This is a genomic window from Anabaena subtropica FACHB-260, assembly GCF_014697105.1.
Taxonomy (GTDB): Bacteria; Cyanobacteriota; Cyanobacteriia; order Cyanobacteriales; family Nostocaceae; genus Trichormus; species Trichormus subtropicus.
Genome location: NZ_JACJRF010000052.1, coordinates 1 through 23,109 on the forward strand (window position 1 = coordinate 1; position 23,109 = coordinate 23,109).

Genomic DNA, 23,109 nt, shown 5'->3' on the forward strand with positions numbered 1-23,109 from the left:
ATGAAGGCGATGATGAAGCAGGTGGTTGCAGCTAGCAAGGTGGGGATCATCAGTACTCCGAACCAACCGATGTATAGGCGGTTGTTGGTGCTGGTAATCCACTCGCAAAACTGTTCCCATACGTTGGCGCTTTTGCGCTGTTGTAAGGTTGCGGTCATGTTTTTATGATTGCGGTTATTTTTGTATGAATCAGACAACTGTGTTTTTGCCTGTGATATTACTTTACACTACTTTACAAAATTTCCGCACTTAATTAATATCAATAAAAATTATACATATAGTCAGTTTTACTTATTTGGACAAACTCCTTTAGGGCGTTTAAGTGGGTGAAGACGTTGCCATGCAACGTCTCTAAAGGCGTTCTTATTTCGGAAAATTATCTTATCCGAACCGTATTGCCCATACTTCTACTTTTGACCTTATTTCAAATATGAGCCGCCAGCACTCATAGATTGCAACATTTTTTCTCGCTTTTTGCGGGCTATTTCTTGCAAGTCCACATTTCTATCAGTCTCATCGACAATCTCACCAGTTATCAGTTCCAGCACATCTTCCAAAGTGACTACACCGGCGACGCTACCATATTCATCTACTACTACGGCTAAATGTTCACGAGCTTCTATGAAGTTTTTCAGCAGTCTATCTGCGTGAATTACTTCAGGAACGAAGCGGACTTTGCGAACCAGTTTAGCGACTTGATGATTTTGATGACCTTCAACGATCGCCGTGAGTAATTCTTGCTTTAAACTGAAGCCCATAACTTGATCAATCGAGTTATCCGTCACAATAATTCGGGTATGTTGTGAAGCGATGATCTCAGACTTTGCCTCAGCGATCGTCAGGTTACCATTAATATGTGTCACCATAATTCGGGGAGTCATCAGATCAGCAGCTACCACATCATTGAGCTTAAACACCCTCTGAATCATTTCTGCTTCACCACTTTCAATGATCCCTTCTTGTTGACCGATATTTGCCAACAGCTTAATTTCCGCCTCATTAGTTGTGGGTCTTTTTTTTCCTTTAGAAAATGGTGCAGTGACATTTTCTAAAATCCAGACTAGAGGGGTAAAGACAATAGAAAGTCCAGTAATAGGTATGGCTGTTAGCAAGGCGATCGATTCAGAATACCGTTCTCCCAAAGTTTTGGGAATGATTTCACCAAAGATGATGATTAAAAATGTCAATACAGCCGAAAACACTCCCAACCACTGCGATCCCAAAGCTTGAGTAGCAACGCCACCTGTAACGATACTGCCAATAATATTAAAGATGTTATTGAGAATAACAATGGTTGCAATTGGCCGATTCATATTTTCCCTAATTGCCAAAAGTGCAACGGCTGAAGGATTATTCGATTGTGCTAATTGTCTGACTCTGAGGGTAGAAACAGAAAACAGCGCCGTTTCTATACTAGAACACAACGCTGAACCTAGAATTACAACAAAGATGGTAGTTATTAGCTGTAGCATAAGGTTTCCCAAGATTGGGAATGGATAATCTCCCCATGAATGATTATTTTTATTATGAGTTATTATTCCCCGGACTGGTCAAAAAAGAGAGGAGAGGGTTGACAAGTGTAAGTTTTTCATATATCCATGACAGATGTTTTTGAGCAAATTCTCCTCCTCACGCACTTACAAGTTACACAAAGGAGGAGGAGACAAAGAACTGGGATTACGCGGTGAAGTACTTGGCTACTGGATGATAAGTAATAATCGCCGTTGTGGATTGTTCTGGATAAAGTTGCTCACTTTCATCCATATATAGATTAATTCTGCTACTATCCAACAAATCCAACTGCTTGAACTGATCCTGAATATTGGGACAAGCTGGGTAGCCAAAACTGTATCGGGAACCCTGATAGCGTTGTGCCAGAATATCCCGGATATTGTCCGGTTCTTCAGCGGCGAACCCTAACTCACGGCGGATTCTCGCGTGCGTCCACTCAGCCAAGGCTTCTGCTACTTGCACCGCTAAACCGTGGAAATACAGATAATCAGTGTATTGATTATCTGCAAACAGTTTTTGTGCGAACTCTGTAGCAATTTCGCCTACAGTCACCGCTTGCATGGGGAAGACATCAATGATTCCTGACTCTTTAGGCGCAAAGAAATCGGCAATGCACAATCGTCTTGACGACCTTTGTCTGGGGAATTCAAAGTGAGTTATTTCCTTAGCATCTAGGCTGTTGGTTTCATAAATATACAAAGTGTTGCCTTCAGATTGGCAAGGAAAATACCCGTAAATTACCTGGGGATGTAACAGATTTTCGGCAATGATGCGCTGTTTCCAATTTTCTAGAATTGGATAAACCTTCTCATTCAAGAAAGCCTGATATTCTTCCCTAGATTGTTCCTTTGGTTTGCGGAATTGCCATTGTCCAGCAATCAAGGCTTGTAAATCCATGTACCAGAATATTTCCTCCCAGGGAATATCACTAGGCTGTAATAACCGGGTTCCCCAGAATGGTGGTGTGGGACGAAGAATATCTATGGCTACGGCTTCGGAACGTTTTGTGTCTGGGGGGAGTGGAGATTCAGGTTTAGGGAGTGGGGATTTTTTGATGTTGTCTGCTGATTTATTGTTAGTGGTTTCTGTATCAGCCGTTTCAACAATTTCATCTAAGAATCCTTGGAAGTTGTCCCATTTACCAATGGCTTTAGCTGGCATTAATTTATCCATGAAATGCAAGTCAGAGAAAGCATCTTTGCCGTAGATGACTTTACCTTTATAGGTATTTTGACAATCTTGATGGACAAATTTAGGTGTCAACGCCGCACCACCTAAAATTACGGGTACATTAATTCCCTTTTCGTTGAATACCTCCAAATTTTCTTTCATGAAAGCAGTGGATTTTACCAGCAAACCACTCATGGCAATACAATCAGCTTTGTGTTGGTTGTAAGCCTCGATGATATTTTCCACTGGCTGTTTGATTCCCAAGTTAATCACCTTATAGCCATTGTTGGACAAGATGATGTCTACTAAATTTTTACCAATGTCGTGAACATCGCCTTTAACGGTGGCAATAATTACTTTACCTTTGGCATTATTGCCATTTTCTGATTTTTCCATGAAAGGTTCTAGGTAGGCTACCGCCGCTTTCATGGTTTCGGCTGACTGCAAAACGAATGGTAGCTGCATTTGTCCTGAACCGAACAATTCACCAACTACTTTCATCCCATCCAGCAGGAAAGTGTTGATAATTTCCAGGGGTGGATATATTTCTAAAGCTTTTGTCAGTTGTTTTTCTAAACCAATACGTTCACCGTCGATAATGTGGCGTTTGAGCCGTTCTTCAATAGGTAAGCTTTCATCTACGCCTTTGTTCCGTTTGGTTGTAACTCCCTCAAACAATTTGGTTAGTTCTGTTAAGGGGTCGTAGGTGCAGATATCACCCTCAAACTTACGCTGATCATAAATTAACTGACGGCATACTTCTTGATGGCTGGCTTCAATCTTAGATAGTGGTAGAATCTTATTAGCACTAACGATCGCCGCATCCATGCCAGCTGCCATTGCCTCATGGAGAAACACGGAGTTTAAGACCATCCGTGAGGCTGGATTTAAACCAAAGGATATATTTGACACGCCTAAAATAACGTGACACCCTGGTAATTCTTGACGAATACGGCTAATTGATTCGATGGTCGCCTTGCCATTTTCCCGGTCTTCTTCAATCCCAGTAGAAATTGGTAAAGCTAAGGTATCAAAGAATATTTCCGTGGGGGGAATCCCATATTCTACCGCTTGACGATAGGCACGTTGGGCAATTTGAAACTTTTTCTCTGCCGTCCGCGCCATCCCTTCTTCGTCAATTGTACCAATGACAACACCAGCGCCGTATTTTTGCGCCAACTCCAGCACTTTCAAGAAACGTGGTTCCCCATCTTCGTAGTTGGTGGAGTTCAGCAAACACTTACCACCAGCCACCTTTAAACCCGCCTCCATTTTTTCCCATTCGGTGGAGTCGAGCATTAAGGGGAGTGTGACATTATTCACGATGCGGGAAACTAGTTCGTGCATATCTCGCACACCGTCCCGTCCCACATAATCAACGTTGACATCAAGGATATGTGCGCCTTCCTTGACTTGTGACCTAGCCATTGATACCAATCCGTCCCAATCTTCCGCATTTAGCAAATCACGGCATTTCTTGGAACCACTGGCGTTGAGGCGTTCACCTACAATCAAGAAAGAATTATCTTGCTCATAGGGTTGAGTACTATATATTGATGCAGCCGCAGGTTCTAAACTTGGCTGTCTGACTTTTGGCTTTAAATTTTTAGCAATTTCTGCCAATTGTTGAATGTGTTCTGGACGTGTCCCACAGCAACCCCCAATCACTTGGACACCCAAATCTTCAACAAAGTGCATTAACGCCATGCGTAATTCCATTGGTGTTAAGCGGTAGTGTGCTTGACCACCAACGTTTTCAGGTAAACCCGCATTAGGAATACAAGAAACCACAAACGGCGAATGTTCAGCCAAATATTTAATATGTGGTTTCATCAAGTCTGGGCCTGTAGCACAGTTCAGACCGAGAATATCAATTGAGAAAGGTTCCAAAATTGTCAGGACGGCGTTGATTTCTGAACCTACCAACATTGTCCCCATACTTTCCATTGTCACAGACACCATCAAGGGTATGCGTTCCCCCTTCTTGACGAAAACTTCTTCAATTCCATTTAACGCCGCTTTAATTTGCAGCACATCTTGGCAAGTTTCCACCAGAAATAAATCTACACCACCATCAAACAGTGCTTCTGCTTGTTCAGCAAAGCCAGTTTTTAAGGTATCAAAGTCGATGTGTCCCAAGGTGGGGAGTTTGGTTGTAGGGCCGATGGAACCGGCGACAAACCGGGGTTTATCAGGCGTGGAGAACTCAGCAGCCACATTTTTCGCTAATTCGGCGGCTTTCTTGTTGAGATAGTATGTTTGGTCTGCTAGATCGTATTCAGCCAAGACAATTGATGTCGCGCCGAAAGTATCAGTTTCAATGACATCTGCACCCACGGCGAGAAAGTCGCGGTGAACCTTAGCGACGGCTTCAGGTTTGGTGTGGACTAGATATTCATTACAACCTTCATACTGCACACCACCGAAATCTTCAGCAGTGAGATTTTGGGTTTGTAGGTTAGTACCCATTGCACCGTCGAAGACGATAACCGGAAGTTCCGGACTGTGCAGGCGTTTCAGGAAAGGATGAGTCATATTTTCCTAGAGGAAATGAGGAAATCAAGTGAGTTTTACGATACTCCACTTACATATATTATTTTCCATAATTGCGAGAGTTGCGTATGCTGAGTATTGGCGATCGCCTACAATCGAACGTAAATCATGGTTCATTGAGTTTTTTTGAGACAAAGTTTGTCTCACCAAAAGTTTCTATAAGATGACTATGAAAACCTCATATAGCGATTTCCACGTAAATCAGAACAAGAAAGACTTAACCGCAGATGGAAGCAGCTAAATTAGTACCCTAGCAGACTAGGAAACACTATAAACGTTATTTTGATTAGTGTTGCTAAATTAAAGTAGTTGTAGGTAACGATAGACAACACTCATAAGATTTTTCACTCTTTGTGTAAGGATTACAGTCAATGAAAGTTCTCAAAAGGTCAATTAAACCAGAAACCTACATATCATTTCTCTACATATACCAAACTACTTGGGGTACTGCTGGTGATATCTGTTTGATCCGTGAATCTGTAGCAAATTCCGGTATATCGAAATTTGTCGGTCGTAAAGTCCAATTAGCTTTACCCAAAGGATTAGAGCGCGATCGCGTGGCGAATTTTCCAGTAATCAAGGTTGCAGGTAACGTCGGCGACGGACACCCCAAAGAACACCCCAATGAATGGGAAGTTTATGAAGGTATAGATCCAGAAATAGCGATCGCTGCTCTCAAACCTTGGGGTTTCAAGTTAATTGAGTCTACAGATTAAAGGCGATCGCCATCACAAGGATACTACGACGCGGTGCGTTACGCCGTTGCTTTAACGCACCCTAAAGTTTAAACTTTACTTGACAAATCATCTGTTACTTTCAGCTATATCTGCTCTTTTGGCGGTGGAACAATCCGAATTTTAGATAAACCACTATCAATTTGTTGCAAAACTTGAAAATCTTTTTCTGGTAAGGGATAACTGCTACTACTGAACACACCCGCGCTCACAGCAGGCTGTTTTTCTAAAAAAGAGAAAGCTTGGCGGAATTGATGGGGTTCTGCTTTAATAGGGGCATCAAAATGACAGGGAATAATCCACTGAAAATCCCAGTTTGCTAATTTATCAGCCCATTTAATAGTATCTCTGGGTGCGCGGTTGAGAATCAAAGTCTGTAAAACTGGCGCAACAAATAAACGCCCTTCCCCGCGCAAAGCCTCAAATGATCGCCGCCAATCATTTTGCCATTTAAAAGGATACAAGCCGAAATAAGCCTTATATGAGCGTTCTGGAGTTTTTAACGCCTCCTTCCATACCTCCTCCCATGTAGGAACATCTACTGCACTGGGACGGAAATACAAAGCAAATAAGGTGATGCGTTCCCATCCCTTACGGCGGTTGGCTTGATTATCTGCAACGATATCTGAGGCTTTATCTTTGGCGTGAAACAGCAAAGGATATGGATCTAATTGAACAATCGCTGGGGGATCTGCGGGTACAGAAACAACTGAATCTGTTACAAGCAAAGTATGCGATCGCTTGTGTAAAAATGCTACCTCTGCAAACTTACCGGGGCCAAGGTCAATAGTATCTAATATTGCATAGTCAAACTCTTTAGCAAAGGGGGCTTGGCTACTATCCTGCGGGAGTACATGAGTGCGTTTATTGGGTAAACCCAGCCAACTAAGAGGAAGATTAAGCGGGAAACTCCATTGATTGGGCGCGACAAACACCTGTGCTTGGGGAAAATATCTGGCGAAGGGGCCGACAAAGACTTTATGTTCTAGTCCAGAAATAGTTGGCAGAATGATATATTTTACATCACCGTATTCTGCTACTAATTCCTTAACCAACCGGATACATTCAGGAGTAGGTGCAACAGGTGCATATACCAAAAGTCCTCCCTCATCTAGCTTGACTACAGTCATGCGAATGGGAACAACAACGTAGAAAATCCCCTGGATCTGGTCAAAAGTCCAGATTGTATCTTTAATAACCTCCTTTCGGAGAGTCCGCCGCTTACCGTATGGATACAGTGGCAAAGTAAACCAGTAAGACCATGACCAGTCTTTCGGATTAATCTGTTCTAAAGTTTCATCATGCACCACTCCGTAGCCCCCCAACTTCGCCATGTTCAAACTATTTTTATTTGAACCCCAAGAATTGGAGTTTAGCAAATTATAGAAGCAACACACTAGCTATCTGAGGCGATTGTCATGTAAGTAAGTGGGCGAAAAAAATTCAATGTCTCAGTAGGCGATCGCCGGGTAGAAATTGAGACGGGTTAAGGTATAGAAGCAATTTTGCCCGATGCTAAAGTAGGCAATATTATGAATAGTCAACAGTCCACACCCAAATGATTTACAAGTTTAGATAGCTTATTTTGTTTGAAAAATATTTTGCACCATTTTTTTATCTGAACTAGCAGCCGCTTTATCTAACTCGGCTATTTCGCCAGAGTCTAATTCCCAACCTAAAGCACCGATATTTTCCTGCGCCTGTTTTACAGACTTTGCACCAGGGATGGGAACAGTTCCTTTGGCAATACACCAATTTAGCGCCACCTGAGACATGGTTTTATTTCTGGATTCTGCCACATTACGTAAACATTGGAGAAGCGATCGCACTCCTGGCAATAACTGTCTAAACAATAAACCGCGAACACCTCGCGGAAAAGGGCCTTTTTCTGAATATTTGCCTGTCAATATCCCCAAAGCTAAAGGACTGTAAGCAATTAGTTGTATCCCTAGTTCATCACAAACATCTTTCAACCCCAGTTGGGTGACGGGATATGTGGACAACAATGAATATTGGACTTGTAACGTCTTAATTGGGACTCCTCGTTCAGAAAACTTTTGATATACACGTTGCAATCTTCTAGTCCCGTAATTCGATAATCCCACACCCTTAACTAAACCTTGTTCATACAAGTCAGCTAAACCAGCTAACAACCCTTCTTCTTGCCAAGGTGCATAATTTGCAGTTGACCAGTGCATCTGCACTAAATCAACATTTCTACCCAGGCGTTGAGCAGAAGAATTGCAGGCGTTTATCATGGATTGGCGAGTCCATCGCCAAGGGTAAGCAGCCAATTTAGTCGCAATGCAAATATTTTCTTGGTTGACACCCTGATATTCCCTAGAAAATTTTCCCAACAGCAACTCACTACGCCCGTTTAACCTCCCCGTCCCATAAGAATCACCTGTATCAAATAAAGTGACACCATTGCTTACACAGAGGTTAAAGACGGCTTGTAATTGCGCGTCCATGCTTTCGTCATATCCCCAAAGCAGTTGATTCCCCCACGCCCAAGTTCCACAACCCATCCGGGGAAGGGACAATTCTTGGCTAATTGACATTTTCACCCTCTGTTGATTTCCCGTACATCTTCCTCAGTTCATTATCCGGTAATCGCGGTGTCACTGGAAACATCAGCAGATGTGGAGCAAAATTGGGAAGGTTGACCATTAACAGGACTTACGCTTTCATTTTGGCAAACAACGATTCGTATTGTTTTGTAGATTCTGGCGGTAAGGGAAGCAAAAATTCACCTTTAGCAAAGACTTCTTGACTATTTAGTAATAAACTACTGAATGATTCTTGAATGTCAGAAGCGGCGATATTCGTAGGAATTGGTGAATTAGTTCTAGTTACCAAAGAAATTTGCCTAGCAATGTTTGGCTGTAAGCAAAAATCAATCCATTGAGATGATAAAGCATCCTGAGCATTTGCTTTGGGGCTGACCCACAAGTCAGCCCAGATCGCTGTTCCTGAACGGGGGATAACTACACTCAGTTGGGGATAACGCGCTAATATTGACACAACATCACTTGACCAACCAACAGCTAGCCAAGTAGCTCCCATAATCAGAGGTTCTAGACAGGTATTTGAACTGTAGAATTTTACCTGTTGGTTTAATGTTTGCAGTTCTTTTTCTAAATCTGGGACTGTTTCTAGGTTCTCTGTGTTGTATGATTTTCCTAGTTTCTTTAAGACTAAACCAATAACTTCTCTTGGTTGGTCTAGTAAAGAAATACGCGATCGCAGTTCATCACGCCACAAATCACTCCAATCTTGCGGCTTCCATCCCAATTGCTTGAATTTATCCCGGTTATAGACAATTACTGTACTACCCCAACGATAAGGCGCAGCCCAAACTTTCCCTTGTGGATCTAGAATACCTTGGTCGTTACGCGTTACTAAATCTCGCCATCTCAAATCTAAACCAGACCACTGTTTTAATTGCGCTGCTTCTAATGGTTGAATTAGTTTCTTCTCAATTGCTGTTGTCAACCAATAATCTCCCAGTGTCACTAAGTCAGCAACAGCAAAAGTTTGTGAATTTCTAAATGGAATAAAGCGAGTCCATTCTGGCTCATCTGTAGCTTTTGGGTTCTGCTGCCAACTTAGCAATCGTTGATATAAATCTTGGATTTGTTCTACTGGCGCAAACTTTAACTCTACCTTTTCTTGCAAACTTTGGCGAAATTGATTAACTACTTGGCTAGGAATAGAACCTTTTAATAACTGAATATTGAGTTTTGTTTGGTTATTACCAGCACATCCGACAATTGTTTGTGATAGCGTCAGTCCACCCAAACTTAACAAAAAAGACCTGCGATTCATTGCTTTAATTTTATACATAATACAGCGTTTCTCAGTTAGTTGCAGTACATTTTTATAGGGAAGAAAGTCTAGAGACTATGGTAATGTAACTCCTCCAGATGGAAAGTGTTATAAATAAATTCACGGAAAATAGGAAACTCTCAACTGCTGAAACAGTAATTATTTTGATAAATCATAGGAATATAAAGCCAAAATATTGATTTTTATAAAAATAATTTTCTTGTACTTCAGTTAGTTAGCATAGACACATAGGGGCTTTTTGTTAAACATTGTTGGTTGTTAGTCTAAGTATCAATAATCTATCGGGTTCTTTCTTATCCCTCAAATTTTTTTCTACAAATCCAATCCCTAGCAGACTGAGCATTGTCATAGTTTCCTGATAGAGCAATTTAAATACTTGTAACACAAGGTATTTATTAATACAAGTTTGCCGATGATTTCTACAAATTTATAGTAAATGACATGATTTATTTGATTCTCTAACCTTCAGCTTGATGAGATCAGATACAGTTAAATCCTTACAGAGAAAGCTTTTATGGAAAAAATAGACCCAAGCTTAATTTTTCTTAATTTATAAATGAGCCAAATCTGTAGAAAACATTTAATTTTATTTATAAATGACTAACTATGTTTCATACTTCAAAGGAAGATTTGAATAATTAAATAATTCATAAGTATATTTAACATTGAGAGTAAATTGAATAACATAAAGAAAATGTGCGGACGAGGGTATTAAATGGAGCCATTACAACAACAGATCCTGACTTTGAGTCATAAGCTGGATGCCCTCTGCCAGGTGATTGAGCAGCTTGACGTAAAAGTTGCTCAAGCTTTTTCGGAATGTTCTTTAGCAAGAACTGAAGCAAAAGATCATCATCTGGAAAATAGCGAGACTGGTAACTACCAGGTCAAAGGACATATCGGGTTCCATCAGGAATTAGAACACAAGGATGTATTAACAGACGGCGTTTATCTAGACATGAGTCGTCAAAGTGGAGAAAAAATATTGTCACCAGAAATTCAAATACAACGACTGACAGCGCAGTTAACCGCAGCTTACAATCGTATTGCTGCTTTAGAAGAACAATTACTCAGAGAAAGAATTCACTAAAATAATTAGTCAAAAGTCAATCTTTCAAAACTTTACCGGGATATTGATGAGTCCGGTATTTTTGTTATTGGTCAACAGTCCATAGTCAAAATTATCGTAAATTCAAGGGTTGAAGATCCATCTCTGACAAAGTTCTGATTGACAAAAGTCGGCGCACCTGCGAGATGGAAGTTACAGACTTTGCGCTAAGTCTACACTAGCTTTGTCATGTCTGGCTTTCTTAATTTTGAATTTTGCGGAAAGTTCTGTAGGCGGGTTTCCCGCCGTAGGAAACTTTTCAAGACGAATTTTGAATTGGTATGAGTTGAGTAGGGGTTAAAATCTCCTACTCCAACTGTCTTGAATTTTGAATTGTTAACCTCCCCTGCTCCACAATCTCCAGTCCCTAATTCCTAGTTAATCGTTGGATTTGGGCTTCAATTGCTTGTAAAAGCTGATTTTGTTGCCAATTTTTATATAGATGAGCGGCTATGCAAGCAGCGCCAGCCCCTACACCTTCTTTAACAAAGCCTTGCTCATAGGCTTGGAGTTGGGGGTATTGAGAGTCAGCAAAACTCAGTCTAGTAGCTAAAAGTGGAGGGGTATTTGTCTGAGGATCTTGACTGTTTTTGCCTATGTTGAGGGCTAATTTCACCGAATCACCAGTAGAATCTTCTGCCACCCAACGAGTTGTACCCACCACCACTGCTGCGGGTTGCCAAGATAAATTGTAAGTCTGGGCGATCGCACTCGTCAAAGCATAAACTGCCAACATTTGCGTTCCACCAGCTAACATTACACCACAACTGCGACTAGCGGCGATCGCCATCCCCGCCACCACAACCTGCATGGGATCACCAACTGCGGCGACTAGCTTTAGGGGATCAATTGGGTAATGGGGACTGTTTCCTTCCTCCTTTATTCTCTCCAACCCCTCCTGCACCACTTGCCATTTCTGCTCATGGTTACAAATTGGGTGACTGCTGTTGACTTTGCCTGCTGCGTCTATACCCAAGCCAGTTAAGATTGCCAGAGCAGTTGTAGTACCACCAACCACGCATTCGCTAAGAATTACATATCCTTGTGGAACTTTAGCCGCCAAGCGTTCACCCCAAAGCAGACCTTGCTTGAATAGGTTGTGTACAATTTTTAATTCCATTGCAGCACCTGTACTCAAACATTTAGCAGGATAGCCACCTAAATCAATCACTGGTACAGCAGGGGTTTGATTTAAACCCGCATTAAATAAATAAACTGGAATCTTGAGTTCTTCCACAACAGCACGGGAAATGAGAACCGGCGATGCACCTGCTGTTAATGGTGGTAGAGGATATTGGGGCTGATGTTCTGCACCGTAGTATAAAAACTCAGCATCAGCGCAAGCAGTATACTTTCGATCCTCTGGAGTACGACCAGCCGCCGAAATACCGGGTATTAAAGCAGTTTCTGTAAAACCTAGAATACAAGTAAATAAGGGTAAGCGATCGCCATATCGTCGCCTCCAAGCTTCACCTTGTTCTATTTGTGTATAAATGCGAATTGTCATTAGTCATAAGTCACGAGTCAAAGGTCAACGGTCAATAGTTGAAAGCCAAAGATAAAGATTTTGAACTATGGACTCTTGACTATTGACTATGGACTAATTTTTAATAATCCATTAGGACTTGTACCCAATGGGGAGGACGGGGAATGGGATTACCTAAGCGATCTAAAAGTAACCACGCTGCCAAATGTACAACAAACAGATAAATAAAGTTATTGATAGTAATCAATGCTACTGCCCCAATCTGAATTAAAAACACACTTGGACTATTTAATAATCCTAACCTCAAGAATATCCACTCGATGAGTTCTGTTACTTGGGTAATCAAATAAATCCACAAGTCTTCTCCCGACAACACAGATAATAACCACAATCGAAAAAAGACACCCAAAGTACCTAACAGCGTACCCAAGGTAATCGAAACAATCCAGGGAGCGCGACGATACCACGTCGCACCCAGTAGCACGCCCATGAACGCAAAAGGCATGACAAACAACAGACTGCGAACTGGCCCCATCAGTACTGACAAAAGTAACCCAGAGGTCACAGCCGCCATCCATGCAGCACGTTTACCCCAACGCAGGTAGACTAAAGCGATTGGTACAGGGAAAAATATCCGCAATACTGGGCCTAGAGGAAAGTAAACATTGATGAACCAAATCAAGCTGGCGGTACTTGCTAAGAAGGCCGTCTCTACCATCCTTAAGGGAGCATCAACTTTCAACTGGGGAGAGAGCAACGTGGTGTGGTTTCCCTCGTTGGTCTGAGTGTTGTTTTTCTGTTGCTCTTGTTTATCTGATTTGGGATTTTGGGGAATTTGAGATTCAGGGGATGTTTTTTCCTCTGGCTCATCTGGTAGAGAATCTAAAATACTCATCTTGAAAATTCGTTAAATTAACATTTGTTCTAAGGCTGACAAATCTGGAATACAAATAGTGTCTTGATCTCGCTTAATCAAGCCTTTTTTTTCTAACCTTGTCAATACCCTGGTAACAGTTTCTCTTGCCAGCCCACTCAAACTACTTAGTTCTCGGTGAGGTAAATTAGGAATTTCCGTTCCTGTCTGCCCCGTTTTTCCTTGACCTTCCGCCAAAAACAACAACGTATCTGCTACCCTCGATTGGCTATCAGATTCCCGCAACCGCAATCGCCGATTTACTTGCCGCAAGCGTCGAGCCATCAACTGTGATAAGCGTACTCCCGCCAAAGGTTCAGTATGCAGTAACTTGAGAAAATCTTGGGATGGCATACTGCCAATCATCGTGGTAGTCAGAGTAATCACATCTGTAGAGCGAGGTACTTCATCTAGTGCTGCCATTTCACCAAACAATTCTCCCGTACCCAAAATATTCAGGGTCACCTCTTTTCCTTCAATATTATAGGTACGGATTTTTACCCAGCCTTCTACTATAAAATATACAGAACCACCCCAGTCGTTTTCTAATAAAATGACCTGATTAGCTGGGTGTGTACGGGTAACAAGGTGATTGAGTGCTAGTTCTACAGCAGTTTCTGGTAGCCCTTGAAAAAAGGGAGCCGACGAGATCATCCAAGGATTGGTGGGTGACTGCAAGCTATATCGGTCTTCCATTACGACATTATGCTTATTTAAGCGGCTATTTGTAAAAAAGTTAGAGATATATATTTAGCCTAAGCGATTAAGTACTAGTTATTACACAAACGTTTTTTCAAAATCTTATCCTATGGGTTAAAGCTGCGTCACGCTTCTGCACACAGCGATTATCTGCTTTGATTAAGCTGTCTTTTTTCAAGATAGCTAAACAACATTCATGATACTCAAACTAGTTAATTTATGCTAATAACTCACCATTCACGTAGCGTCCCGTAGGGAAGCGCAATAAATCTTTGCTGATGATGGGTTTAAATGTATCTGCCTCGCTTTGGTCGCAAAGTATTGTTATACAGTAGACAATTTGCTTGGCGGTTTGGTTTTTTTTATGTTTTCATACTATGAAGTCCCAAAGACTGTGACATCGCCTGAGCAACTAACCGGAAAAAGTGTTGAGTGCTGTTAGCGTAGCGGGGCGTTAGCCCGTGTTGATTGCTGAGTCACAATACTAATTCCCAGCCTCTAGACCCTTTTTCACTTATGATAGTCGCTGATTGGCGATACCTGCGGCAACCTTAGGGAATGCCACAATTATCAGTCATAGATAAAACAAATGCACTGACTAATAGTAGTTAAGTGATTGTAAATTAATTTTCTAACTCAGTTAACCTAACAGTTCTTAGCTAAGGTAATTTAAAGTGACTTCCCGCACTGATGAAATTCAAAAACTGATTGCAGATATTGACAATTTGCTCAACAGCAGTGGAAATCGCCTATCTAGGCTTTTGTCTAATCAGGCGCAAGAGCCAAAAGAGGTCTTAGAAAGAGTTCGCAATTTTTTAGTCAGTCTCGAAGAGAGTGAAAAATTAGAGAATAGCCCCAAAAATCTGCCCAATGAATCACAACATAATTCGCATTTGTTGACAAAGTTCATTGAGCAAGGTCAAAATCAGTCTTCACCACCACCCAATCAACCCCACAAAGAAGATAATAATTTTCTATTTCAACAATTAAAAAATGAATTGTCCGAATTAATACAGCCGTTGCAAGGGGAAATTACAGCGCTGTTGCAAGAGCGAACAGTTTTAGTACAAGAAATTAGACAACTAGAACAGAAGCGATTACAAAATTACTCCTTAAGTCAGCAGTTAGCTAACCAAGAACAGATTATCACAGACTTTTTACAAGTACTCATGGGTCGCTTACTGCCAGTTTTAGCAGTCCAAATTACTGAAGGAGGAGCTAACCCCACTAGTTATAACAGCAATAACAGCAGCAGCTTGGAGTTACCCCCCACAGCGACTCAATCTTTTTGGGACTCATCAGAACAGGGAGAAAGGTTAACACAACTGACCAAAGAGTTAGATCAACATCTATTATCATTGGATGGTACTGTCAACGTTGTTTTTGAAGCGCTACAACGCAATATTAATACTTATCACGAATCTCTGTCTCAATCACTGGCAAGAATGCACAGTACGGGATTACAAAGTGAACAGTTGATGGCTAGTTTAATCAACACTTGGACACAATATCTACAACCATTATCTACTGTTACGCCGTCTGTTCCTCAAGAAGAAAATCCTCCGCCTACAACTGCACCGTCATCACCAATCCCCCCACATACCGTTATAGAAGTCTCCACACCAAGTACTATAACTAGTGAAGAATTAGCTTCTACAGTCGAAGTTAACCAAGAATTAGAGACACAGACAATTACAGATGACTTAGATGCAGTACTTTTGCAGCTCGGTGTTGATGCACCTTTATCTTTAGAAAACCCTACTAACCTCACAACATTGCTCCCTAATAGTTGGGAATTGGCTAATGATGAGGTTGATCTCATTTACGCCAGTTTGTTTGGTAACGATAATTTTCCTAATGAAATTCTTGAAGTCAACCCAGATTTAATTACTCCTGATTTACTGGAGTTGAATGTTGACGAAAACCCTCCTGTAAGTGCGAGTAATTCTCTGACAGAGGAGGATTCTGCTGCAATTATGCCGGATGTATGGTTTGATCAATCAGATACCGATCTGTTTGATTTCACTAAAATTCCAGAGCCAGAAACCCCAATTTTACCACCACCATCTACCGAGTTACCAGCAGAGCCACTACCAGTATCGTTGTTTTTCGATCAATCAGATACAGGTCTGTTTGATTTCACCGAAATTCCAGAGCTAGAAACCCCAGTTCCACCATCACAATCTACCGAATTACCAACAGAATTAGATACTCAGCCGAGTATTATTGTATCGCCAGCAGCAATTGCAATTACAGAGATTGCCCCCATACAACCAGGCAGTGCTGATACAATTACATCTTTAGTTGAGATTGAGTTTCCAGAATCATTACCGGATATTCCTGTACTTTCAGCAGAATTGACGGAAGCTATTGTAACAATAGTTACTCAAGAACCAGAAGTTATTACGCCTCATGAGCAGCCTGAGCAGTCGTCAGAGCATTATATTGCCGCTTCACCGCAGGAAAATTTACTCTCTTCAGAAGTAACTCAGCTAGTCAACCCACCTGATATTTCTCTGAATGAGGAGCAGTGGCTACAATTACATCAGGATTTGGCTAAGTTGGATGATTCGTTGTCGTCTGAGCCAGAACCAGTCACGAACTCAGATACTATTGATACGGTAGTTACTCATCAACCACCACAAACAGAACCAGAAATCACAGACAATAGCACCGTTGTTGCTTTCCCTGAAGCTGAGGTGACAAACACTACCTCTACATCCCAACAACAAAACATCTTAAACTTTACTCCCCGGACTGAGAGCAAAACAGAGGTTCCTATTCCTGTTCAAGACATCTCTGTAGTTGATATTACTAACACCGCCAACAATAATACTGATATTGCGCCTCGTATTTCTGATTCAATCTGGTATTTAGGCATTGATTTAGGAACTACAGGAATTTCCGCAGCTCTTTTAAATCGCTCTACTGGCGTTGTGTATCCTATTTACTGGTCAACAGAAGCTCAACCAGGAGCAAATTCATTCCAACAATCGTTTCGACTACCAGCAGAAGTTTATCTACCAACGGCTTCCGTACCCCAGACTTCCGCAGATAAAGATGTTTCTGAGTTCAAGAATCATCTTTATTCAGTCCAGTTGAAGCCTTATTTACAGGTGGCTATACCCTACAAGAGCGAACAGCAAAAATGGGAACCTCTACTGCAATTTAATGAATCATCGGCAGGGCCCTTGATTTGGGTGGTGCGATCGCTCTCTAAATTACTCTTAACTCTCAAAGCAGACCGCTACAGCACAACTCAAGGGTTAATCGCTACGGCGGTAGGTCTCAATCAACGGACGTTTCATGGTATTGTCAGTACGATTGCGGGAATTATCTGTAATTGTCCCTCTAGTTGGTCAGAACAATATCGCTTTAATGTGCGGGAAGCTTTACTTACAAGTAAATTAGTTCAACATCCCCAACAAGTATTTTTCGTGGAAGAAGCGATCGCTAGTCTCCTCAGCTTCATAGATGGTAGTAATGGTGAAGTAGTACAATTAAGCACTCACCAAGGTTTATCTCCAGCTAAAAATAGCGATCACTCCTTACAGGGCAACACCTTGATTATGAATATTGGGGCAACTTCCACAGAGATGGCACTGGTGGATATTCCTGATGCTCTGTCCCAACTAACACATAACAATTTCATGCTCCACAGCTTTGCTTACGCCAGCAAGGGAATTGAGCAAGATATTATCTGTCAGTTACTTGTCTCACCAAAATACCGTAAATCTCGCTGGGAAAACCCAGAAGACAGCCAGAAAATTACCAGCAACCCTTGGCAATGGCAACCTGTTGTTCCTGGTCTAGACCGGATGCAATGGCAAAGTTTGGGATTGGAGGAATTAGAGTTACCCCGTTTGGGAGAACCAGACATTCCCGCCCGGATTCGTCTCCAGCAACATTTGGAAAGTTCTCTGTTAGGACAAGCAGTCTTAGATGCAGCCTTGGCATTAAAGCTGATTCTGCAACACCAAGAATCTTTTACCCTAGAATTAGCAGATCAAAGATGGGTGTTACAGCGTCGAGAATTAGAAAGTCAGGTCTTTGTCCCCTTTGCCCGTCGCCTGAACCGAGAACTCAACAAATTATTAGTAGCCCGTGGTATCCCCACAGAAGCAATTAATCAAGCAATTCTCACTGGTGGGGTGGCTAATTTGGGTGTTGTCAACCTGTGGCTGCGGCAAAAACTCCCCAATGCCAAAATTATTCAAGACTCATACCTGGGAGAAAATGGCGCACCTAATTGTAGTCGTGTTGCTTGTGGTTTAGCTTTACTACCCCTACATTCCCAAGTATTAGAAAAATCCAGACATCAATACACCGACTACTTCCTGTTTACCGAATTGCTGCGACTATTACCAGACCAGACTTTATCTTTTAGCGAAGTTCTCCAGCTATTTGAAGGACGCGGTATTAATACAAGTATTTGTCAGCAAAGGCTCTTAGCTTTCCTAGAAGGAGAACTCCCCCCTGGTTTAATCCCTGCTTCCCCTGAGTCTACCTGGCTGACCCACAGTTCTCTCAGTAATTTTGATTATCAGGCGATCGCCACTACACCACTTTTTGAAAAACAGGGCAATCTTACTTACCGTCCCAATTCCCAACAATTGCAAGCACTCCATCGCTATCTTGATGCGATTAAAGCCAGTACTCAGCAATCATTGGAAGACCCTTACACGCTTAATTTTGTCTGTGTCTAGAAAATCTAGTGCTTCTCGTTTGTATGCAATACACTCTGACCTCTCTCCTGCAAAGATAGAGGCTTTGAGGCTTACCCCCCTTCTCTTGTAGGGAAGGGGTTGGGGGTTAGGTCTGTATTAAACTCAACTGCAAACTGCTATAGGTAGCGGGGAGTGCTGAGTAGGAATTTCTCCCTTACACCCCTACACTTCTATTTTCCTGAAAAACGCCGACTTTGAACTAAAGACAGAATTATTGATAAATTAATGAGTGCTGGCTGATAAATTAAAACTTATTGAAGGTATAGAACCAGAATTATTATGAAATCCCTGCACCGTCCTGATCTATATGGCTGGTCTACTTTCAACCCTGCAAGAAATATTGATTTCAATGGGTTTGCTTGGATTCGTCCTGGTGGCAATATCCTAATTGACCCAGTAGCCCTATCAAACCATGATTGGAAGCATCTGGAATCTCTCGGTGGTGTGGTTTGGATTATCCTGACAAACTCCGATCATGTGAGGTCAGCCAAGGAAATTGCCGATCAAACTTATGCCAAAATAGCCGGGCCAGTAGCCGAGAAAGAATATTTTCCTATATATTGCGATCGCTGGTTATCTGATGGTGATGAATTTGTCCCAGGACTAAAGGTAATTGAACTCCAAGGTTCTAAAACTCCAGGTGAATTGGCGCTGTTACTAGAAGAAACTACTTTGATTACCGGGGATTTAGTCCGCGCCTACACAGCAGGTAGCTTGGGTATTTTACCCGAGGAAAAGTTGCTGAATAAAGCCGATGCGGTGGCTTCTGTTCGCCGATTAGCCGAATTAGAAAAGGTGGAAGCTGTGTTAGTCGGGGATGGTTGGTCAGTTTTTCGGGATGGACGCGATCGCTTAAAGGAACTTGTTGCCACTTTGTGAACAGGGTCTGGGGTGTGGAGTGTAGGGGAGATACTTCCATCTCTCCTGTTCCCTGTTCCCTGTTCCCTATTAATTTGCAGCTGTTTGAGCTTCTTGATAAATAATCTCTTGGAACTGGATGACATCCTTTTGCGGGTCGGAAATACTAACTTTTACTAATATCTGTTCGCCTAGTCTCACCGATCGCTTGAATACCATTGGCAACTGTAAACCTAAATCTTCTAACAATATTAGTGCTAAATTGCTATCTTCTCGCAACCACATCAACACTGTCACTTGCCAAATTTCCTCCGGATGACGGCGCAAATATTCTAACGCCCAGTATCTATTGGTTTGCCGTTCTACCATTGTCAACTCTTGAGTGGTGCTGGTGACAGTCATCATCACTTCTTTGAGTTCTTCGGCTGTAAAGGGAGGAACTTCACCCCGTAGATGGGCTTTGAGTTGAAAGTGGGTGAGTAAGTCACTGTAGCGACGGATGGGAGATGTGGCTTGAGTGTAAGTATCCAAACCTAAGCCAGCGTGACGCACAGGTGTAATACTCATTTCACTCTTGGGCATACAACGCCGCATCGCACAAGCACGGACAAATCCGGCTGGTAGGAGGAGTAATTCATCTTCTGGGGGCAATTCCGGTTGTGGTTGACCCCGGAAAGGTAAGGGTATGTTGTGTACTTGACCGTAACGGGCAGCAACTTCACCAGCTAGAATCATCATTTCTGCTACTAAGTGCCGTGAGCGAGAATCATCTAAAATGTCGATGCTGATGTCATCATTTTTAACTTTGATCATCGCTTCTGGCATATTAATGCTGATCGCGCCTTGATTATACCGCCAAGATTTACGTTTAGTTGCCCAAGTGGCGATCGCCGCAATTTCCGGTTCTGCTTGCACTCCCAATTCCAACATCTCATCTACATCTTCGTATGTAAGACGATAGGTTGGTTTGATTAAACTAGGATGAATAGTAAAATCTGCTACTGCCCCTGCTTCATCTAAGACAATGCCAAAACTTAAAGCACAACAAACTTTACCCTGTACCAGACTCATGGGGCCTGTTGCCAATAGTTCGGGAAACATGGGTATCATCCCCGTTGGCAAATAAACTGTACTGCCTCTTTTTCTCGCTTCTAGGTCTAAATCATCTTCTGGTGCTAAGTAGCGTGTAGGGTCGGCGATATGCACCCATAACCGCTCCCGACCATCTGGGACTAATTCCCAACTCAGACCATCATCTATTTCAGTGGTGCTTTCATCGTCAACTGTGTAGACCTTCAGGTGAGTCAAATCGAGGCGATTTGTGTCTAAATCTGTCGGCGGGAAATCCAAACGCTGTTGCGCCACTTCTAATACCTTGCTAGGAAACTGAATTGGAATTGACGAACGACGCAAGAACAAGTTTTCGTTGACACTCCACCACCCCAAATCTACCAATAATTGAAAGGCTCCTTGGGGAGTTGCCGATCGCCCCAGCATATTCATTGTTTCTAAAACTGGGGCTGAGGGAGGATAGGCTCGCGCCAGAGAATCATAGTTTAGCCCTACCTTGACAATGTCTGCCAAGAGCGTTGCATACTTTTCCAACGCTTCTAGGCGCTGGCGGTCATGACGCTGCCATTCTACTGCTTCACCTTGGAGTGCTTGCTCTACACGCGTCAAAAATTCTTGCTGTCCCCTAGCTTTGAGGGCTTCTACTTCTATCTGGTGCTTGCGTTCTGCTACTTGAGCCGCCGTTCTCGGTTCGTAAGCATCACCTTTTTGCTTAAAATATAACTTGTCATCTGATAACAAGCAATGAGCAGCATAACTAGGGGCTGAATTTGATTCGGAAAACAACAGATTAGCCATTTGGGACGGCGTGACTGTTTCTCCATCTTCTACCAGTAATTCCCAAGCCACTTCTAAGCTTGAAGGATCTAGATAAGGCTTGACCTCTTCCAGAAAGTTCTCAATATCTGATGACTTGTAAGTGTTGCCGTTAACTGTATATGTAAATTGTCTAGGCGCGAGGCTGTGGGATTGACCGCGTTCATCTACCACAAACCAACGGGTCTTTCCGTCTGGGCGGTCTACTACGCCCAAACGGCGATCGCCTTGAACCCTAAATTCAACTAGCGTCCCCTTCTCCACAACTCTCGCAATTAATTGGTTGACAAATAGATTTTAGATTTTGGAATTCAATAATGACTACTAAATCCCAAATTTCATGATTTTAACTGTAGAACAATATCCTACACTAATTGAGATTTTAGATTATGGACTCAGACAATCGAAAGCTACATAACACCATCATGTAGCTTCTTGAGTTCATCCAAAATCTAAAATTCTCGCCTCTGACTGGAATTAGCCTTCCGCATTGATAAATGGCAACAAAGCCACCAAACGGGAACGTTTAATCGCTAATGTCAAGTCTCGCTGTTGTTGAGCAGTCAACCCAGTAATTCGACGGGGTAGTATTTTACCACGCTCTGTGATGAATTTACGCAACAAATCAACATCCTTGTAGTCAATTGGTTCTCCAGGCTTAATGGGAGACAGGCGACGACGGTAATAACTCATCTTTACTTGATTTCCTTGTGAACGGTATGTTTATTGCAGTGGGTGCAGAACTTTTTCAGTTCTAGGCGATTGGTGGTGTTACGACGGTTCTTGGTTGATGTATACCGTGAAACCCCTGGAGATCGCTTATCTGGATTTGTCCGACACTCAGTACACTCTAGTGTCACTATGATGCGGACACCTTTACTTTTAGCCATAATCTTACAAACGCTAAAGCCTGAAGAGAATTAACACAAATGACTATCTTCTCACATTTCGTCGTAAAGTTTCAACTAATCGCTTAACTTTTAAATCGAGCGAATAGCCCCGACGTGACGAAACAATGAAAGTAGAAGCATAGCGGTCATGCCAAGCCTGCCGCATCTGGGTATCAGAGAAAGCAGCCCCACAGTCAATTGCTAGGGGAATCACTAGCAGTATAGCAGTGGGATTGAGTCTAATGTTGCCCAAAGCAATGGACACTAAAAGAACGCCAAAGCCAATTATAGCTTCTCGTTTCAACAGTGCTAGCAACTCAGGAATTCTGGGGACAACTTCGCCGTTTTCCACTTCTAGTACTTTCAAGTCAAATGCCCAACGTCCTAAACTTTGTCCTTGATTGTTGGAGACAACCAGCACCCGCAAAATCAACCAGCCAAAGATAAAAACTAGAATTTGGACAAATTGAATACCAATACCACTGCTACCCAATAAAGAACTCACTAACCATACACCGAGGAAATCTAGTCCCAAAGCGAAACCGCGTCGCCAAAGATCAGCTTTGGGGTAATATTTTTCGGGGATGCGTGCGATAGTCATAAAAGTGCGGAGTGGGGAGTGGGGAGAAATCCATTCACAATTAAAGAACTCTTAAGGATTGGGGAATGAGGCTTCTATCGTTAATTATTATAAGACTTACGAATTGACAAATTAATGAAATA

Annotated in this window: 16 protein-coding genes and 1 pseudogene; 4 read left to right on the forward strand and 13 right to left on the reverse strand. The window is 42.2% G+C overall.

Features of this window, described 5'->3' with window-relative positions:
- The 3 genes and pseudogenes from H6G18_RS21325 to metH all read right to left on the reverse strand — a co-directional run.
- Nucleotides 1-158, reverse strand: a pseudogene (locus tag H6G18_RS21325) (photosystem II q(b) protein); the annotation flags it as partial.
- Between the two features lie 261 nt (nucleotides 159-419).
- Nucleotides 420-1,472, reverse strand: a complete 1,053-nt coding sequence (locus H6G18_RS21330; RefSeq protein ID WP_190409101.1) for a hemolysin family protein — start codon at nucleotides 1,470-1,472, stop codon at nucleotides 420-422.
- Nucleotides 1,473-1,677: 205 nt separating this feature from the next.
- Nucleotides 1,678-5,217 (reverse strand): methionine synthase, encoded by a 3,540-nt coding sequence (gene metH, locus H6G18_RS21335; protein WP_190409102.1) that lies wholly within the window; start codon nucleotides 5,215-5,217, stop codon nucleotides 1,678-1,680.
- A 389-nt stretch (nucleotides 5,218-5,606) separates the two neighbouring features.
- Here metH and H6G18_RS21340 point away from each other — a divergent pair, with 389 nt between their 5' ends.
- Nucleotides 5,607-5,951 (forward strand): hypothetical protein, encoded by a 345-nt coding sequence (locus H6G18_RS21340; RefSeq protein WP_190409103.1) that lies wholly within the window; start codon nucleotides 5,607-5,609, stop codon nucleotides 5,949-5,951.
- Nucleotides 5,952-6,055: 104 nt separating this feature from the next.
- Here H6G18_RS21340 and H6G18_RS21345 read toward each other — a convergent pair whose 3' ends face one another.
- From H6G18_RS21345 to H6G18_RS21355, 3 genes are all read right to left on the reverse strand, one after another.
- Nucleotides 6,056-7,303: a DUF4336 domain-containing protein gene (locus H6G18_RS21345; RefSeq protein ID WP_190409104.1), complete on the reverse strand. Its 1,248-nt coding sequence runs from the start codon at nucleotides 7,301-7,303 to the stop codon at nucleotides 6,056-6,058.
- Nucleotides 7,304-7,549: 246 nt separating this feature from the next.
- A complete protein-coding gene (locus tag H6G18_RS21350; RefSeq protein ID WP_190409105.1) occupies nucleotides 7,550-8,530 on the reverse strand; it encodes an aldo/keto reductase in 981 nt (326 codons plus the stop codon).
- Nucleotides 8,531-8,648: 118 nt separating this feature from the next.
- Nucleotides 8,649-9,815: an extracellular solute-binding protein gene (locus tag H6G18_RS21355; RefSeq protein WP_242040432.1), complete on the reverse strand. Its 1,167-nt coding sequence runs from the start codon at nucleotides 9,813-9,815 to the stop codon at nucleotides 8,649-8,651.
- Between the two features lie 718 nt (nucleotides 9,816-10,533).
- Here H6G18_RS21355 and H6G18_RS21360 point away from each other — a divergent pair.
- Nucleotides 10,534-10,908: a hypothetical protein gene (locus tag H6G18_RS21360; RefSeq protein ID WP_190409106.1), complete on the forward strand. Its 375-nt coding sequence runs from the start codon at nucleotides 10,534-10,536 to the stop codon at nucleotides 10,906-10,908.
- Between the two features lie 385 nt (nucleotides 10,909-11,293).
- Here H6G18_RS21360 and cobT read toward each other — a convergent pair whose 3' ends face one another.
- The 3 genes from cobT to H6G18_RS21375 form a co-directional block, all read right to left on the reverse strand.
- The gene (cobT, locus tag H6G18_RS21365) at nucleotides 11,294-12,433 is read right to left on the reverse strand and encodes a nicotinate mononucleotide-dependent phosphoribosyltransferase CobT (protein WP_190409107.1); all 1,140 of its coding nucleotides are present in this window, start codon (nucleotides 12,431-12,433) and stop codon (nucleotides 11,294-11,296) included.
- A 100-nt stretch (nucleotides 12,434-12,533) separates the two neighbouring features.
- Nucleotides 12,534-13,307, reverse strand: a complete 774-nt coding sequence (locus H6G18_RS21370) for a DUF2232 domain-containing protein (RefSeq protein ID WP_190409108.1) — start codon at nucleotides 13,305-13,307, stop codon at nucleotides 12,534-12,536.
- Nucleotides 13,308-13,319: 12 nt separating this feature from the next.
- Nucleotides 13,320-14,021, reverse strand: a complete 702-nt coding sequence (locus tag H6G18_RS21375) for a Crp/Fnr family transcriptional regulator (protein ID WP_190409109.1) — start codon at nucleotides 14,019-14,021, stop codon at nucleotides 13,320-13,322.
- A gap of 677 nt (nucleotides 14,022-14,698) precedes the next feature.
- On the opposite strand from H6G18_RS21375, the gene H6G18_RS21380 reads away from it, so the two are divergent.
- Nucleotides 14,699-18,730: a hypothetical protein gene (locus H6G18_RS21380; protein WP_190409110.1), complete on the forward strand. Its 4,032-nt coding sequence runs from the start codon at nucleotides 14,699-14,701 to the stop codon at nucleotides 18,728-18,730.
- Between the two features lie 300 nt (nucleotides 18,731-19,030).
- Nucleotides 19,031-19,630: an MBL fold metallo-hydrolase gene (locus tag H6G18_RS21385; RefSeq protein WP_190409111.1), complete on the forward strand. Its 600-nt coding sequence runs from the start codon at nucleotides 19,031-19,033 to the stop codon at nucleotides 19,628-19,630.
- Between the two features lie 69 nt (nucleotides 19,631-19,699).
- Here H6G18_RS21385 and H6G18_RS21390 read toward each other — a convergent pair whose 3' ends face one another.
- The 4 genes from H6G18_RS21390 to H6G18_RS21405 form a co-directional block, all read right to left on the reverse strand.
- On the reverse strand, nucleotides 19,700-21,760 hold the full coding sequence (locus H6G18_RS21390; protein WP_190409112.1) for a ribonuclease catalytic domain-containing protein: 2,061 nt from the start codon (nucleotides 21,758-21,760) through the stop codon (nucleotides 19,700-19,702).
- 213 nt (nucleotides 21,761-21,973) lie between these two features.
- Nucleotides 21,974-22,189, reverse strand: coding sequence for a 30S ribosomal protein S18 (rpsR, locus tag H6G18_RS21395; RefSeq protein WP_190409113.1), 216 nt, complete (start codon nucleotides 22,187-22,189; stop codon nucleotides 21,974-21,976).
- A 2-nt stretch (nucleotides 22,190-22,191) separates the two neighbouring features.
- Nucleotides 22,192-22,386, reverse strand: coding sequence for a 50S ribosomal protein L33 (rpmG, locus tag H6G18_RS21400; protein WP_096554383.1), 195 nt, complete (start codon nucleotides 22,384-22,386; stop codon nucleotides 22,192-22,194).
- A 43-nt stretch (nucleotides 22,387-22,429) separates the two neighbouring features.
- Complete coding sequence (locus tag H6G18_RS21405; RefSeq protein ID WP_190409114.1) at nucleotides 22,430-22,987, reverse strand: RDD family protein; 558 nt, start codon at nucleotides 22,985-22,987, stop codon at nucleotides 22,430-22,432.
- Nucleotides 22,988-23,109 lie beyond the last annotated feature (122 nt).